The organism is Hymenobacter sp. YC55 (genome assembly GCF_029433095.1).
GTDB lineage: Bacteria > Bacteroidota > Bacteroidia > Cytophagales > Hymenobacteraceae > Hymenobacter.
The window spans coordinates 2441170-2455765 of sequence record NZ_JARNTX010000001.1 but is presented as its reverse complement, the minus strand read 5'-3'; the positions used below and the strand labels follow the sequence as shown (position 1 = coordinate 2455765).

The 14596-nt window shown below is 54.8% G+C and carries 12 protein-coding genes; 4 read left to right on the top strand and 8 right to left on the bottom strand.

Annotated features, from left to right (window positions below):
• Nucleotides 1–9 precede the first annotated feature (9 nt).
• The 7 genes from P1X16_RS10390 to P1X16_RS10360 all read right to left on the bottom strand — a co-directional run bounded on the left by P1X16_RS10390 (nucleotide 10) and on the right by P1X16_RS10360 (nucleotide 7614).
• Nucleotides 10–306: a hypothetical protein gene (locus P1X16_RS10390; RefSeq protein WP_277228446.1), complete on the bottom strand. Its 297-nt coding sequence runs from the start codon at nucleotides 304–306 to the stop codon at nucleotides 10–12.
• 82 nt (nucleotides 307–388) lie between these two features.
• On the bottom strand, nucleotides 389–1843 hold the full coding sequence (gene miaB / locus P1X16_RS10385; RefSeq protein WP_277228442.1) for a tRNA (N6-isopentenyl adenosine(37)-C2)-methylthiotransferase MiaB: 1455 nt from the start codon (nucleotides 1841–1843) through the stop codon (nucleotides 389–391).
• 170 nt (nucleotides 1844–2013) lie between these two features.
• A complete protein-coding gene (locus tag P1X16_RS10380) occupies nucleotides 2014–3285 on the bottom strand; it encodes an anthranilate synthase component I family protein (protein ID WP_277228439.1) in 1272 nt (423 codons plus the stop codon).
• Between the two features lie 152 nt (nucleotides 3286–3437).
• On the bottom strand, nucleotides 3438–4916 hold the full coding sequence (locus P1X16_RS10375) for a DUF3808 domain-containing protein (RefSeq protein WP_277228437.1): 1479 nt from the start codon (nucleotides 4914–4916) through the stop codon (nucleotides 3438–3440).
• 116 nt (nucleotides 4917–5032) lie between these two features.
• On the bottom strand, nucleotides 5033–5794 hold the full coding sequence (locus tag P1X16_RS10370) for a C4-type zinc ribbon domain-containing protein (protein ID WP_277228435.1): 762 nt from the start codon (nucleotides 5792–5794) through the stop codon (nucleotides 5033–5035).
• Nucleotides 5784–6884: a Nif3-like dinuclear metal center hexameric protein gene (locus tag P1X16_RS10365; RefSeq protein WP_277228432.1), complete on the bottom strand. Its 1101-nt coding sequence runs from the start codon at nucleotides 6882–6884 to the stop codon at nucleotides 5784–5786. The genes P1X16_RS10370 and P1X16_RS10365 overlap by 11 nt, the downstream gene beginning before the upstream one ends.
• Nucleotides 6885–6930: 46 nt before the next feature.
• Nucleotides 6931–7614, bottom strand: coding sequence for a uracil-DNA glycosylase family protein (locus P1X16_RS10360; RefSeq protein ID WP_277228429.1), 684 nt, complete (start codon nucleotides 7612–7614; stop codon nucleotides 6931–6933).
• A 70-nt stretch (nucleotides 7615–7684) separates the two neighbouring features.
• Between P1X16_RS10360 and lpxK the strand changes: the two genes are divergently transcribed.
• The 3 genes from lpxK (at nucleotide 7685) to P1X16_RS10345 (ending at nucleotide 11526) form a co-directional block, all read left to right on the top strand.
• Complete coding sequence (lpxK, locus tag P1X16_RS10355) at nucleotides 7685–8755, top strand: tetraacyldisaccharide 4'-kinase (RefSeq protein WP_277228426.1); 1071 nt, start codon at nucleotides 7685–7687, stop codon at nucleotides 8753–8755.
• 46 nt (nucleotides 8756–8801) lie between these two features.
• Nucleotides 8802–10778, top strand: coding sequence for a putative porin (locus P1X16_RS10350; RefSeq protein WP_277228424.1), 1977 nt, complete (start codon nucleotides 8802–8804; stop codon nucleotides 10776–10778).
• Between the two features lie 139 nt (nucleotides 10779–10917).
• A complete protein-coding gene (locus tag P1X16_RS10345; protein WP_277228421.1) occupies nucleotides 10918–11526 on the top strand; it encodes a tRNA-(ms[2]io[6]A)-hydroxylase in 609 nt (202 codons plus the stop codon).
• A gap of 170 nt (nucleotides 11527–11696) precedes the next feature.
• Here the strand turns inward: P1X16_RS10345 and P1X16_RS10340 are convergent, their stop codons facing one another.
• Nucleotides 11697–13562, bottom strand: a complete 1866-nt coding sequence (locus P1X16_RS10340; protein ID WP_277228418.1) for a sugar-binding domain-containing protein — start codon at nucleotides 13560–13562, stop codon at nucleotides 11697–11699.
• Nucleotides 13563–13722: 160 nt separating this feature from the next.
• On the opposite strand from P1X16_RS10340, the gene P1X16_RS10335 reads away from it, so the two are divergent.
• Nucleotides 13723–14511 (top strand): DUF4261 domain-containing protein, encoded by a 789-nt coding sequence (locus P1X16_RS10335; protein WP_277228415.1) that lies wholly within the window; start codon nucleotides 13723–13725, stop codon nucleotides 14509–14511.
• Nucleotides 14512–14596 lie beyond the last annotated feature (85 nt).

Below are 14596 nucleotides of genomic sequence, written 5' to 3'. Positions count from 1 at the left end.
TTTTTACAACTACCAACGATCAATAAAGAAGTTGCCAAATTTCACTGATTTACAACGTCTTCCTCGGCACGTCAACAATAAGATTTCTGGCTCATATTCTTCTACAAGTCCTTCTACAGACCAATTTTGCAGGAATATGCTACGGCTGGAATAGAACAAGTAAGCTTTCTCAGAGACTTGGTTGTGCGCAGCATCGGTAAACACCCGCTCGATTTCACGATAACTAAAAGCGACACCTAGAAAGCTCTGTAGCTGATCAAGCGTTGTGCGCAACTCAGCTTCAATAGTAAGAAGCTGATAGCTCATAGAAGCAAACCCCTGTTCTTAATGGTGAGACCTCAATAGCAGCTGTTGTAGAAGGCTGGTACCGAGCGTATAGAGAATCAAGTTACACGGCTTCGCCTAAGAGCGTACTGGCCGAGCAGCTATGCACAAGCACATCCACGTAGTCGCCTTTTTGGTAGTGCTTCTTAGGGAAGATGACCACTTGGTTCTGGCTGTTGCGGCCGCTTAGGTGCTCCTGGCTGCGTTTCGAGAAGTTCTCCACCAGCACCCGATGCACCTTGCCTACTGCCAGTTGGTTGCGCAGGCGGCTGTGCTGCTGCTGCAAGTCGATTACTTCTTGGAGGCGGCGCTTTTTGACTGGCAGCGGCACATCGTCTTCCAACTTACGGGCGGCTAGCGTGCCGGGTCGCTCGGAGTAGAAGAACATATAGGCCATGTCGTAGTGCACGAACTCCATGAGACTCAGGGTGTCCTGGTGCTCCTCCTCGGTTTCCGAGCAGAAGCCCGAAATCATGTCGGTGGAAATAGCGCAGTCTTCACCCAAGATGCGGCGGATGGCACGTACCCGGTCCTCGTACCAAGGCCGGTCGTAGGTGCGGTTCATGAGAGCCAGCACCCGGGAGTTGCCGCTTTGAGCGGGCAGGTGAATGTATTTGCAGATGTTGTCGTGGCGCGCCATGGTGTGCAGCACCTCGTCGGTGATGTCTTTGGGGTGCGAGGTGGAGAAGCGCACCCGCAACTCAGGGCTAACCAACGCCACACGCTCCAGCAACTGCGCGAAGTTGACGTGCTCGGTACCATCTTCCGAGTCCCACTTATAGGAATCTACGTTCTGACCTAAGAGCGTAACTTCTTTATAGCCAGCGGACACTAAGTCCTGCGCTTCCCGGATGATGCTGTGCGCGTCACGGCTTCGCTCGCGGCCCCGCGTGAAGGGTACCACGCAGAACGAACACATGTTGTCGCAGCCGCGCATGATGCTGATGAAGGCCGTGATGCCGTTGGAATTGAGACGTACCGGCGTGATGTCCGCGTACGTTTCTTCACGGCTCAGCAGCACGTTCACAGCTTTTTGGCCACCGTCTACTTGCTGAATAAGCTGCGGCAAGTCGCGGTAGGCGTCGGGGCCGACTACTAGGTCTACCAGCTTCTCCTCTTCCAGGAACTTGCTTTTTAGGCGCTCGGCCATGCAACCAAGCACGCCTACCAGCAAGCCGGGGTTGCGCTTCTTGTGCCCATTGATTTGGGAGAGGCGCATGCGTACGGTCTGTTCGGCCTTCTCACGAATCGAGCAGGTATTAAGTAGTACCAAATCAGCACCTTCCAGTTGCTCGGTCGTATCGAAGCCCTCTTCAAACAAGATGCTGGACACGATTTCAGAGTCGGAAAAATTCATTTGGCAACCGTAGCTCTCGATATAGAGCTTGCGTTTGCGGCCCGTTTCGGTGGCCGGGCTCACGCGTACGGCACCCGATGGGCTATCCTCGTGCGTGGTAGCGTCCGGGGTGGGAGTAGGCAGGGTATCGAGGAAATCTAAAGTAATCAGCGGTTGAGACATAATATTCGTCGCGGCGTCGTCTTCACGTTCGGGAGAACGGCAAAGGTAGCTGTTTTGGGATGAAAATGACAGAATGGCAGACGGAGGAGCTACTGAAATTACGGAGTAGAGAGGCAAGCACTTAAGGCTCTGAATGTGTGTCTAAAACGTTTAAACCACTAGCTCTTGTCCTACACTTTCGTTACTCCTAGCACTTCTAGCATGGCCTGGGCTTTCAAAAGACACTCTTCGTATTCGCGCTCCGGCACAGAATCGTAGGTGATGGCGGAGCCGACCTGGAAGCTTAAATAGCCCGTATCGGCGCGGTATTGCAGGCTGCGAATAACCACGTTGAACTCGAACTCACCGGTGGGCCACACATAGCCAATGCTGCCGCTGTAGAGGCCGCGTCGGCTGTATTCGTAGTGCTCGATAAGTTGCATGGCCCGGATTTTTGGTGCGCCAGTCATGGAACCCATCGGGAAGGTGGCGAGCAGTACATCGACCAGGTCTGCACCGGTCTGTAGCTCGGCTTGCACCGTCGATATCATTTGCCACACGTGGCGGAAGGAGTAAAGCCCAAACAATTCGGGTACGTGTACCGTGCCCGTTTTAGCAACGCGGGCGAGGTCGTTGCGCACCAAGTCCACTATCATCAGGTTTTCGGCGCGCTCTTTTTCGTCGTGCAGCAGGGTTAGGCGTTGTTGTTCGTCTTCGATGGGCGTGGCGCCGCGCCGAATGGTGCCTTTGATGGGTTGGGAAATAAGGGCCGGGGGATGATGAGCCAGAAACCGCTCGGGCGAGGCGCAGAGCAGGTAATGGTCGTGCCAACGGTAGAAGCCAGCAAAAGGCGTGGGTGACGCCTCGTTGAGTTGGAGAAATACGGTAACCGGATGCAATAGCACTTGCTCGGCGTAAAACTCCTGGCACAGATTCAACTCGTATACCTCGCCATTCAAAATATCTTCCCGGATGGCCGCCACAGCCTTCAAATACTCCTGTTTCGGCATCCGTGGGCGCAGAGCAGGTACCTGGGCAGGCGCTGGAGACGGAATTGGCGTAGCTAAAATAGCTTCTAGTACCCCTGTAGCATTCCCATGAATCTCTACGTAGTCTGCGCGCCAGTGCAACCAGGTTTCGGGTTGAAAGAAATGCAGATGGGGCCAGTCCAAGCCCGCGAAGTTATTGCTAGTCAGGGCTTCCACTTCGTTTTTTACGTCGTAGGTAACGAAGCCGCAAACTGGCGCGGCAACGGGAGTAAGACGCAGCCATTCTCGGAGTTCCGTCAGAGTGCTAGGCGTAGCGGTGGCTTCCGTGGCTACTGCCAACAGTCGGTCGAAGGCACCGGCGGGATAAGCTAAGTCGTTGGGCTCGAAGTAGGCGCAGTGCGTGAAGCCACTGCCCCAATGCAAGGCACGCGTGCGGAAGTCGGAGGGAAGGTCGGTAAGCGGAACAGATAACACAGGGCGAAGATACTAGGTGAGGCAGCCCGTGCGGTTAGCGCGTTGCCAAATGACCTTAGGCAACAACGTCTAGAAAGCCAACTCGGAAGCTGACCTATACAGGTACCTTTCTACGAATTACAATCAGCGGCTAAGCAAGAACAAACGACAGATTACTTCAATTCAGCCAACGCCAACTTGGCTTTGGTGTCGGTGCTGTTTTTGTATTCGTGCTTGGGGTAGCTCAGCGCTTTTTGAAAGTAAGTTTTGGCCGTGTTGGTTTGTCCTTCTGCTTGATACAAATAGCCAAGCTGCAAGGCGGATTGTGGCGCGAAGTAATAAGGGGCATTGCCCGCCAACGCAATAGTGCGGCTGAAAAACACGCGGGCCGAGTCAAGGCGGCCAAGGCCCTGCCAGGCACGGGCGCGGCGGTAAGGTGCTTCTAGCTGGTCTCGCAGGGGAGTAGCGGTGGTAGTATGGAACCCAGCCAGCGTGAGCAGCGCCTCCCGATAATAACCTCCATCGATTTGTAGCCGGGCGCGCGTAAGTTGGCGGTTTAAGGGTTGTTGGTCGTCGTAGAAGCGTTGGGCATAAGTATCCTCTTCCACTATCGTGCGGCCCCCGGCATCAATCTGCCGACGGTACTGGTCGGCGGCGCGGCCGTCATTGGAGAGCCAAGCGGCGAGGTAAAGTTTAAAATAGGCGTCTTTGCGGTAATGTGCGCCTCGGAATTCCTTTAAGAAAAGCTCGTTTTCGCGGCGCGATGCCGCGTACTGGCCTTGGTAGAGCAGCAGGTCGGCGGCCATGTGGCGCAGATAAGGGAGCGGTACGTAGCCGGCTCCCCCGGGGTGGGCCCGGTAAGCAGCCAGCGCCGCATCGGTACGGTGCTGTTTTTTGTTGAGGCTGATCAGCAAGTAGTTGAATAGCAGGTTGTCGGGTTGTTGCCCACTCAGGCGGGAAACGAGTTGTAGCGCTTCAATGGGCTTTTTATAATAGGTTTCCTCCACCAAGGCCAGAATAATCTGAGCTTCCGTTTGGAAATCGTTGGGCTGATGGGCGGCGGCGCGCAGGTTGCTGAGTCCGCTTGTGATGCTGCCAGGCAACCCGAGCAGCTTTAGAAACCAGCGGTACCCTTCCGGCAGCGAGCCAATAAAGAACTGCATCATGCCTAGCGTCTTGCGTGCTGGCAGATAAGCGGGGTAGCGTTTAACCGTGGCCTGCATCTGCTGGTAGGCTTGCCGCAAGTTCCAGGCACCCTGCACCTCGTGCCCAAATGCTACCTGCGCCGCCGCTTGATGCAGCTGAATTTCAGCTCGGGTATAGTGTAGCAGTGCTCCGGTTTCTCTTGACTTTTCCAGCGCTTCTAGCCGCTGGTCCTGCGCCTCAATAGTAGCAGCGTAGTGGCTAGCGTCCTGGCTAACCATTAGTTCTGTGATGCTAAGGCAGTCCTCGACCAAGAGCGTACCGACCGAGTTGGCAACCGTTTCTTGCAGCAAGGTGCGTGCGGCCTCGGGGCGCATTTTCAGCACCTCGGCGTAGGCGCGGGCTTGCCGCGGGGTGAGGGCATTAGGGGCAGCTGCTTCGGGTTGGCGGAATTCCCGCAAAGGCGCGCAGAGCGTTTCGCCAAGGAACGCCGAGAAAAGTGCCAGCAAGACAGCTATCCTTAGCATCCTACAGACAAACCCTCTGCGCACCTCGGCGGGAAATTTCATAGGCAAAAAAAGAACGGCACTGAGGCCGTTCTTTTTTAAAGTCGAAAAGGTGGAGCTTAAGAAATGCGAGCTTCCACGTCAGCCAGAACTCGGCCACAGTGCTCACACACGATGATTTTCTTGTGCGAAATAATGTCAGCCTGACGCTGTGGGGGAACCGTGTTGAAGCAGCCACCGCAAGCATCACGCTTCACCGTTACCACGGCTAAGCCGTTGCGTACGTTGCCGCGGATACGGGTGTAGGCAGTTAGCAGACGCTCTTCTACTGGCTGCGTAGCCGTGGAACGCTCTTCCATGAGTTTTTTCTCATCGGCTTCGCTTTCGCTTACGATGACATCCAACTCAGTTTTTTTGTTGGCCAGGTCTTTCTTACGCTCATCCAACCGCTGCTTAGTGCCAGCTATGTCGGAGTTCTTTAGTTCGATCTGGTACTGCGCTTCCTTGATTTTCTTGTCGGAAATCTGAATTTCCAGCTTCTGCAATTCGATTTCCTTGGCAATTGCCTCGTACTCACGGTTGTTGCGGACGTTCTGCTGCTGATCCTCGTAGCGTTTAATAAGGCCTTCAGCATCTTTAGCGTTTTGCTTGCGCTGCTTGATCTGGTCGTTGAGGGAGGCAATTTCCTCATCGAACTTGCTTACGCGCACCTCGTAGCCAGCAATTTCGTCTTCCAGGTCGCGCACTTCTTCGGGCAAGTCGCCGCGCACGCGCCGGATTTCGTCGAGCTGCGAGTCAATGCGTTGCAGGTTGAGCAGGGCTTCTAGCTTGCTGGCAACGGGTACATCGGCCGGGGCAGTAGCGACGTTATTAGAAGTCATAATGGACGGGGTTGGTATGGGTCTCGGCAATGAAGAGCGCAAAAGTACTACCAAAGGTTGACGCAAGCAAATCCTGGAATATTTCGCCGGTAAATTGTTCGCTCTCGAAATGGCCTACGTCACAGAGCATCAATTGTTTTTCGGCTTGGAAGTACTCGTGGTACTTCAAGTCGCCGGTTACGTAGGCATCGGCACCAGCCGCGCGGGCCTTCCCAATAAGAAAGCTGCCCGCGCCGCCACACAACGCCACTTTTTTTATGGGTTTATCGAACGATGTGTGCTTGACAACTGGTACCAACAACGCCTTTTTCAGTTGGGCCCGAAATTCCTGCGGACTCAGCGCCGTCGGCAGCTCACCCACCATGCCGGACCCTACCTCCTGGTTGGTGTTTTCTAATTTGATGATTTCGTAGGCCACTTCTTCATATGGATGTGCCTGTCGCAAAGCACGTAGGGCGGCGCTTTGTAAGTGTAAGGGTACTATCACCTCTACACGTTCTTCGGGTGTGGTTTCCGGCTCGCCCACTGTTCCTTGAAACGGGTTGGTGCCCGCGCCGGGGGTGAAGGTGCCGATGCCTTCCATCCGAAAGCTACAAGCCGAATAGTCGCCGACCTGGCCAGCACCAGCTGCGTAGAGGGCCGCCAAAACGGTTTCGGTGTGCGTGGCTGGCACATACGTGACGAGTTTGGCGAGCAAGCCGGGCTTGGGGTCGAGGATGCGAAGGTTGACGAGGCCTAGCTTCTCGGCTAGCTTGCGGTTCACCCCGTGGTGCACGTTGTCGAGGTTGGTGTGCGCAGCATAGAGCGCAACATCGTTTTTGATGGCTTTCAGCAGCGTCTGTTCGACTTCGTTGGCACCGGTGAGGCGCTTGAGAGGACGGAATATGAGGGGGTGATGCGCCACTACCACATTGCAGCCCCGCTCGATGGCTTCGTCTACAACAGCTGGGGTGCAGTCGAGAGCAATAAGAACGCCTCGTACCTCCATGTGAGGGTCGCCGCACTGCAGGCCCGCATTGTCATACGATTCCTGGTAGGCGAGGGGAGCGGCAGCTTCGAGCGCGCGGGCTAAGTCTTGGACAGTAGGCATTATGCTAAATCTTTAATCGAAAGTGTCGAGTGGGGTGGCATAGGTATTAGGTATTGATAACAGATCCTAGCACTTCCACATAGCGCGCCACGTGCGTTGACAGTTCGCGACGCTTATACTGCATAAGGTAGCGCGGGTGGTCGAGTACGTGAATCTCGTTGAACAAGCCGAGTTCCTTGTTCAACTGTTCAAACAGCAGCCCATTGCGGCGGCCCAAGCAGATGGCCGCCTTGCGCACCAGTCCTAGCTCGTCTACTTGCCGCTGCAACGAGGCTCGAATATCGGGTTCTAGCGCAGTTGTCAATGCCTTTGAATCGTAGTAGTTGTAGTTTTTGCCATGGCGCAGCAATACCAGTGGGTAGAGGGAACCGACGTAGAAATGCTGATAAAATGTCGTTGGTCCGCCTAATTCTGTTACTACCTTATACACAAACTGGCTGCTTAGTTCTGGGTGCTGCGGCAGCTTATTGGGAATGCCGCAAATGCCAGCAAGCGTAGCCGGATCGGTGAAGGCAACGCCCGTACGGCCCGCACCAAAACGTCCCGGATTGATACCGAGTAAAGCGACTCGGGGGTGCTGGTCGGCGTAGTATTTCTGGCCGAACTGCGTCATCAGATCAGCCGCAGTAGCGTCCTTGTACGGATTATAAGCCTCCACCTCGTCGGGGAGAGTAGGCGGGGCGGGGAAGGTGGAGAGGAAGTGCAGCAGCCGGTCGGCGAAGGAGAGCATACAGTGAAATTTAACGGGCGACCTGCTTGGTACGAGTACCCGATGGGTTTGGTCCGCTAACTTTGCCCACATGCCTCGCCTACTATCCTGGTTGCTGTTGCCTTTTGCCTGGCTGTACGCCGGCATCATGGCCGTGCGCAACTGGCTGTACGACAAAGGCTGGAAAGCCTCGGCGCAGTTCGGCGTGGTGCCCGTCGTGAGCGTAGGCAATTTACGGGTGGGCGGCACCGGCAAAACGCCGCATGTTGCTTGGCTGGTGCAGGAACTGCGCCACCAAGGCCAGCAGCCCGCTATTCTGAGCCGTGGTTACGGCCGCCGCACCCGCGGCTTCCGCCTGGCTAGCCCCACCGAAACGGCAGCCACGCTCGGCGACGAGCCCTTGCAGCAATTCCAGCACTTTTGGGGGCAAGTGCCCGTGGCAGTTTGCGAAGACCGGCAGGCTGGCCTTCGCGCATTGCTGCAACAGCAGCCGACGGTTAGTACCGTGGTTCTCGATGACGCCTACCAGCACCGCCGGGTGCGCCCCGACTTTAGCGTGTTGCTTACCGAGCAGCAACGACCCTTCTACGAGGATGAAGTATTGCCCGCCGGTCGCCTGCGCGAAAGCCGCGCCGGAGCAGTTCGGGCTGACGTGGTGATAGTAACCAAGTGCGAGCCAACTCTAACGACCGCGCAGCAACTTGCAATAGAGCAGCGCGTCCGCCGTTACAGCCGGCCGGGCGTACCCGTATTGTTCAGCACGTATGTGTACGGGGAGCCGGTACCGTTAACTGGCCAGGAGCAGCTCGTTGGCGCATCCTATACCTCGGAAATTGTGTTGCTGACGGGTATTGCGCAGCCAGGGCCGCTACAAGAATACTTGCGAGCAGCTGGCTACCACATCGTACACCACGCCCAATTCAGCGACCATCACGCCTTCACTGTCCAGGAAATTGCGGCAATGAAAGCGTATTACGCGCCAGGACGCCGTATTTTTACAACTCAGAAAGATGCCACCCGTTTGCTCGACCCCGCTCTGCATACGGAAATGGTTGGTCTATCCGTTTTCTACATTCCAATTGCTGTAGAGTTTCTGGCCGACGGGGCAAACCGCCTACGCCAGCTGCTTCCGGCCCCTATTCAGCCCCAAGCTGTTGTCTGACCCCTTGTTCTCCGCGTTTTCAACTTGTAGCCCGCTGCGCCAGCCCATGGTTTTTCTGAACCAGTTTCGGTGCTGCCTGCTGGTGTTGGTGCCCGTGCTGCTCTTGCTAGCCAGCAATACCACCGTACGGGCCCAGATCCTCGACGATTCCACCAGAAACCTCTACGGTGCCCGCACCACTCGGATTATTCGGGAGGAAGACGTGCTGCGCGACCGAACCGAGGGGCGCATCATTGACACCACGCTTACCAATTTTCCCTCGGCCCGCAACTGGTACCACGACAGCACTTTCTATCAGGACTTGGGGCACGTTGGTACGGCCGCCCGGCCACTGCTGTGGCGTACTAATACGCAGCTAGGCACTCGCTTGGGTCGTAATGTTTTCGACCGGTACGTCCGCGACCCGTCTACCATTCCCTACTACGATACCAAGTCGCCCTATACGTTCTTTCGCTTCATTCAAGGCAGCTACGGCGAGCAGGTATTCGAGCTGTCGTACACGCGTAGCATCAACAAGAACGCCAGTGTAGGTTTGGCTTACGAGCGTTTTGCTGCCAATAAGTTGTACTCCACAGTTTCGCGTTCAGGCTTAGTAGAACACACCAACTTCCTGCTCTTTGCCCGCTTTCAAAGCACCGACGAACGCTACCACGCGCTGTTCAACTACAGCAACGTGCGCCATCGATCTGTAGAGCAAGGGGGAATTCAGCCTCAAAAAGACAATTTAGTAGTAAACGGAGACACAACCCGTCGTGCAGACAGGGTACCAGGAGACTTATTTGGTTATGGGGATGAAATTCCTCGTTTATTTCTGGCCACTAATGTAGAGCACCGCGACGGCCTCCGCTTTGTCCAAAGTTATCGTCTTCTCGGCCGTGGTCTTACCGCATACCATATCGTTGACTGGCGTCGGCAGATGAACCGCTTTCAAGATGCTTTTGGAAATATTACAAATACTCCAGGTAGCACTGATGATATAAACTTTTTTGCGGTGAAGTTCCTGAGCCGAACAGCTACCGACGACCGAGCCGAGTTGCATCAAGTGGAAAATACAGTAGGCGTATTAGGCCGCTCCGAAACGGTAACGTATCGTCTCTATAGCCGCATTCGCAATGCCTCGCTGACTACGCGCCGGCGCGTTGGCGAGCCGGGTATTACCGTTCCGGCTCAAGTCGACCCTTACACTAATCTTTTTGTTGGTGGTACGGCTGATTTCCGCTATAAAATATTTGCTGTCGAAACTGCCGGAGAGTATGCCTTTCCGAAGGAATATTGGGCACGTGCTGTGGCTCGGCTCGGACCGCTTAGCGGAGAATTGCTGAGCACTAGTTACTCTCCTACGCTCACGCAGGTGCGATTTAGTGGCAACCACTACCGTTGGGGCAAAGACTTTGATGCCAGCAAATCAGCTTATAAGGAGGACTTAGACCTTCAATTTACGCAAGTCAATCAACTCACAGCACGCCTTGACCAGACGTTGGGGCGGCAGCGCTTGGAAGCGTCGGCATCTGTCATAAACGTCAGTAATCTTGTGTATTACGACGAATTTGCTGAGCCTGCACAGTCAAGTACACCCCGGCAATTGCTTACTGCTTCGGTGCGCCACCGGTTTAGCGTTGGCAACTTGTTTTTCGACAACCAAGTTCACGTAACGAGGGGTGGTCAGGTAGATGAAATTCGTATTCCCGACCTGATTACCAACAGCAAGGTATATTATCAGGGCTACGTGTTCAAGAAAGCGCTGTTTGGGCAAATAGGAGCGGAAGTGTATTATCAATCGAGCTGGAAGCCTTACGACTACAGCCCTAGCACCCAACAGTTCTTCCTGCAAAACCACTTCACGGCTGCCAATTTCGCAGTGGCCGATGTATTCGTAAGTGGCGACATTCGTACAGTAGCCGTCTTCCTGAAAATGGCCTATATCAATCAGGGGTTGTTGCGCGACGGGTATTTTGTGACGCCCTACTATACTAGCCTACCCCGGCGGTTTGAGTTTGGCATCCGCTGGCAGTTCTTCGACTAAGCCGAGACACTGCCGAGTATCTTAGTGGTAAGAAGCAAGTAAGCGAACGGCCTGCTGTAACTGCCCAAAGAGGAAGCAAACGGAACCATCTAGGTCAGCAAAGCACTAGCTGCTTTAATAGGATTTACGCATAGCTTATATGGAACCTCAGGAAAGAGAAAAAACTATCCTCAAACTCAAGCTCAATACCGACCCTCGGTGGGTGGATATTGCCAGCAAAAACATCGAGGACATTCTTGTCGATCATGCCTGGTGTGAACAGAAAGCGGCAAGTACGGGCATCAGCATGATTATCCACTATCCCGAGAAAACCCGGTTAGTAGATGAGCTAACTGATTTGGTAGCCGAGGAGTGGAGCCATTTCGAGCGGGTACTACTGGAACTGCGCAAGCGCGGCTACCAACTCGGGCGTCCTCGCCGCGACGAGTATGTAGTGCAACTGTTGGCCCACGTGCGCAAAGGTGGTCCTCGCGAGCGACAACTCATGGACCAGCTCCTAGTATCGGCCCTCATCGAAGCCCGCAGCTGCGAGCGGTTCAAGCTGCTCTGGAAGCACATTCCCGACCCCGACCTCAGCAAATTTTACTACGAACTGATGGTGTCGGAAGCAGGGCATTTTGTGAGCTATGTCGATTTGGCCAAAGAATACTGCGACCCAAAAGAGGTGGAAATTCGCCTGCAGGAGCTACTCAAGCTGGAAGGTGAAATCGTAACAAACCTACCCGTCCGCGACGACCGGATGCATTAGGAGCAACAGGCAAACAGCAGGTGCCCGTTAAACAATGCCAATCCTTGAGCGTACCCCAGGTGTAGTTTGACTACTACTTTACTACAAGTAAGCTAAATGGCCACTTCCTAAGTAGATAGGAAGTGGCCATTTGCTGTGCTAGATGCGCAAAACTTGCTGAAAAAAACAGGTTATTGCTCTAGTTTCGGTGCTTCAGGGCTATTGGAACGACGTGAGTTCAGCAGTCCCGGCGGTACCGACAAGGCACCGGTATGAGGGTCAATAAGTCCGTTGCGCTCGTCTTCTATGTTCGTGGCCTGGGTATAAACGTCGCCGGCAATGGGGCGGGCGCGTAGCTCTTGCTTGAACAAGCGAATGTCTTCGGTGCGGCTCTCGGCGTCTTTCGGACCGCCGTAGTCGGGGAAGCCAAAACCGCCCCACTCGCTAACCAGCAGGGGCACTTGCTTGCGGTAGAAAAACGGGTCGCCAACAACGAGAGGAAATGCGGCAGTGCCTTCCAACTCGCCTTGTACCAACCGGTCGAGCAATTCTTGCCAGCGGCGCAGGTCGGGGGTGTAGAGGTGGGCCGTGAGGAGGTCGGATTTCAGACGGCCTTCGTAGGAAATGTGGTGCCAGCCGTCGTTATCGACCACCAGAAATTGGGGGTGCGCTATCTGCATGAAGTGGTACATTTCCACAATGTAGCGCTGGGTTTCGGGGTTAGTGGCAATGTCCTGGGCCCCCCAGTCTTCGTTGTAGAGGCTCCAGATAACGACGGCAGGGTGCGTGCCAATCAACGTGAGCATGCGCAGCAATTCGGCCTTGTGGTTTTCACGGCTACGAGCGGTGGAACTGTGCGGGCTCGGTACTTCCACCCACAGCAGCAGCCCCAGCTCGTCGGCTAGGTTGTAGATGCGCGGGTCGACGCCGGCAATGTGCACGCGCACCAAGTTGCAGCCCAGCTCTTTCATGGCGTACATATGCCGCCTGATTTCGGCATAAGTAGCCGTGCCGGGCTGGTACAGAATGCCATCCAAATAGATCGGCTGATTGTTGAGGTACACGTAGCGGCCTCGCGCCTCGATTTTGCGCAAACCGAAATACGTTTCAATTTGAGCCACATAGCCATCTTTATCGACAAGCTGAGCTACGAGTCGGTAAAGATTTGGTGACTCAGGCGACCAAAGACGAGCGTCCGGTAATTCCATCACCACGCGCTGCTGCCGTTGTCCGGCTTCGAGGCGCAACGGAAAATCGGAAGCAGCCAGAGGGGCTGCCTCTGGCTGGGCGTTTCGCTCGAACACTTGCAAGCGTAGTGTGTAGTCGCCTGGGTCGTGAATGCGGGGCGTGAGGGTGAAGCGGACTAATTGGTCTTCCACCACGCTTACTACGCCCACCCGAGAGCGGAGGCGGTTACGCTCTACCATTTCCAGCCAGATGCTGCGCACGGCGCCAGTGGACGTCTGGTACCAAATGCCCCCGCGCTTGTAAACGTGCGACTCTTGCTTGCCCCGCGGCGTTTCGGCGTCCAGCGTATCGGCTACGCGTACCGTTAGTCGATTCACAGGGCGCAGGTATTCGGCCTGCAACTCGTAGGAAAACGACGTGTACTCCCCGTAATGAATTTCTTCGCCTTCAATGGTGCGCAACAGGCGGCCGTTGAGCCAGACACGGGTTTCGTAGCCACAGGCTCCGAAAGTGAGCTGCAGCATAGAGCGGTTCAGCGACTCACCCATTTCGGGCATCGGAAACTCACGCTCATACCAGGCTACTACGCTGTCCTGCCAGGTGGCGGGCTCTTGCTGGCCATGCGCCTGGGCTATGTGCTCTTCAACCGAGCCCGGCCACTGGGCCCGGTGTTCGTAGTAATGACCTAGGTGCCAACCATCACGCAGGCCAGTATCCTCGGTATCTAAGGCAAAGCGCCAGTCGCCATCAAGCAATATGTGGGTGTTGAAGCGTAGGACGGCGCGGGGTAGGGGGTTAAGAAATGGTTCCGGGGCGTTCAGCTCTTCCTGACTAATAGATAAGCCGTAGTTGGTTTGCTCGGAATTCATAAAGGGTTGGTTTAGAAGAATATGAGCCGTTTTTGCGGCCAAAGGCCGAATGCCGTTAACCGGATGACAATGGCTGGGCTTAGGAAAGTACGTGAGAAAAGCCTTTTATGCTGCCCTCTAAACAAATCAGCCTTCTTTTTACTATCCAAAACGTTGTGCCATGGAAGACAGTAATGTTCCGGAATTGTTAACGGCTCGGCTGCTTTTTACTGATAAGCCTGCCTTAGACGCAGCTGTTTTGGCGGCTGCGCTACGAAAAGATTTCGACCAGGTCGATAACCCCACCGACTCTCTTCTGTACTTTTTCCCGGACTATCCTGTCACCTTCAACGATGGCAAGCAGGTGCCCGCACAATTGATGGTAGCCGCCGCGGAAAAACCCTCCGGAGCCGATTATCTGGCGGCAGCCTTGCAGCAAAGTTGGCATTGGCCTGAAGCCGCCACCGTGGTAAACGCCTGTGAGCACGAAGTCATTGTAACCGACTTTCTAACGCGCACCCTCGACTACACCGTTCGGGTGGAGTTGTTTCAGAAGGCACTGGATGCTTTTGTGCGAATCCTTAATCCGCAGGCCATCTACTTTACAACCAGCGACAAAGTGGTAGAGCCGGCCGCTTATCTAGAACGAGGACCAGCCGTGCTGGAAGGCTTGCTGAACGTACGTTTTTTCAATATTGCCGACAGCAACACCCAGGAAATGTTTCTTGATACGCTGGGGATGCACGCGCTGGGCCTGCCGGATTTTCAAATCCGCTTCGCTAACCTTGACCCAAATGAAGTGGTAGGCGTGCTACTGAATTACAGTTACTATACCTTCGAAAACGGAGCCGTTATCGAAGATGGCCATACCATCCAAGGCATCACGCCAGCCGATAAATGGACCTGTCATTACACTGATTCTCAGCTAGGACCTGACCGGCTCGTAATCCAGTTAGAAACCGAACAATAGAAACCACAAAAGCGAGTCCTTCCGCTGAAGAAGAAAACTAAGTGAGCCATCGAGAGGCTTCTCAGATTTCTTCTTCAGCGGAAGG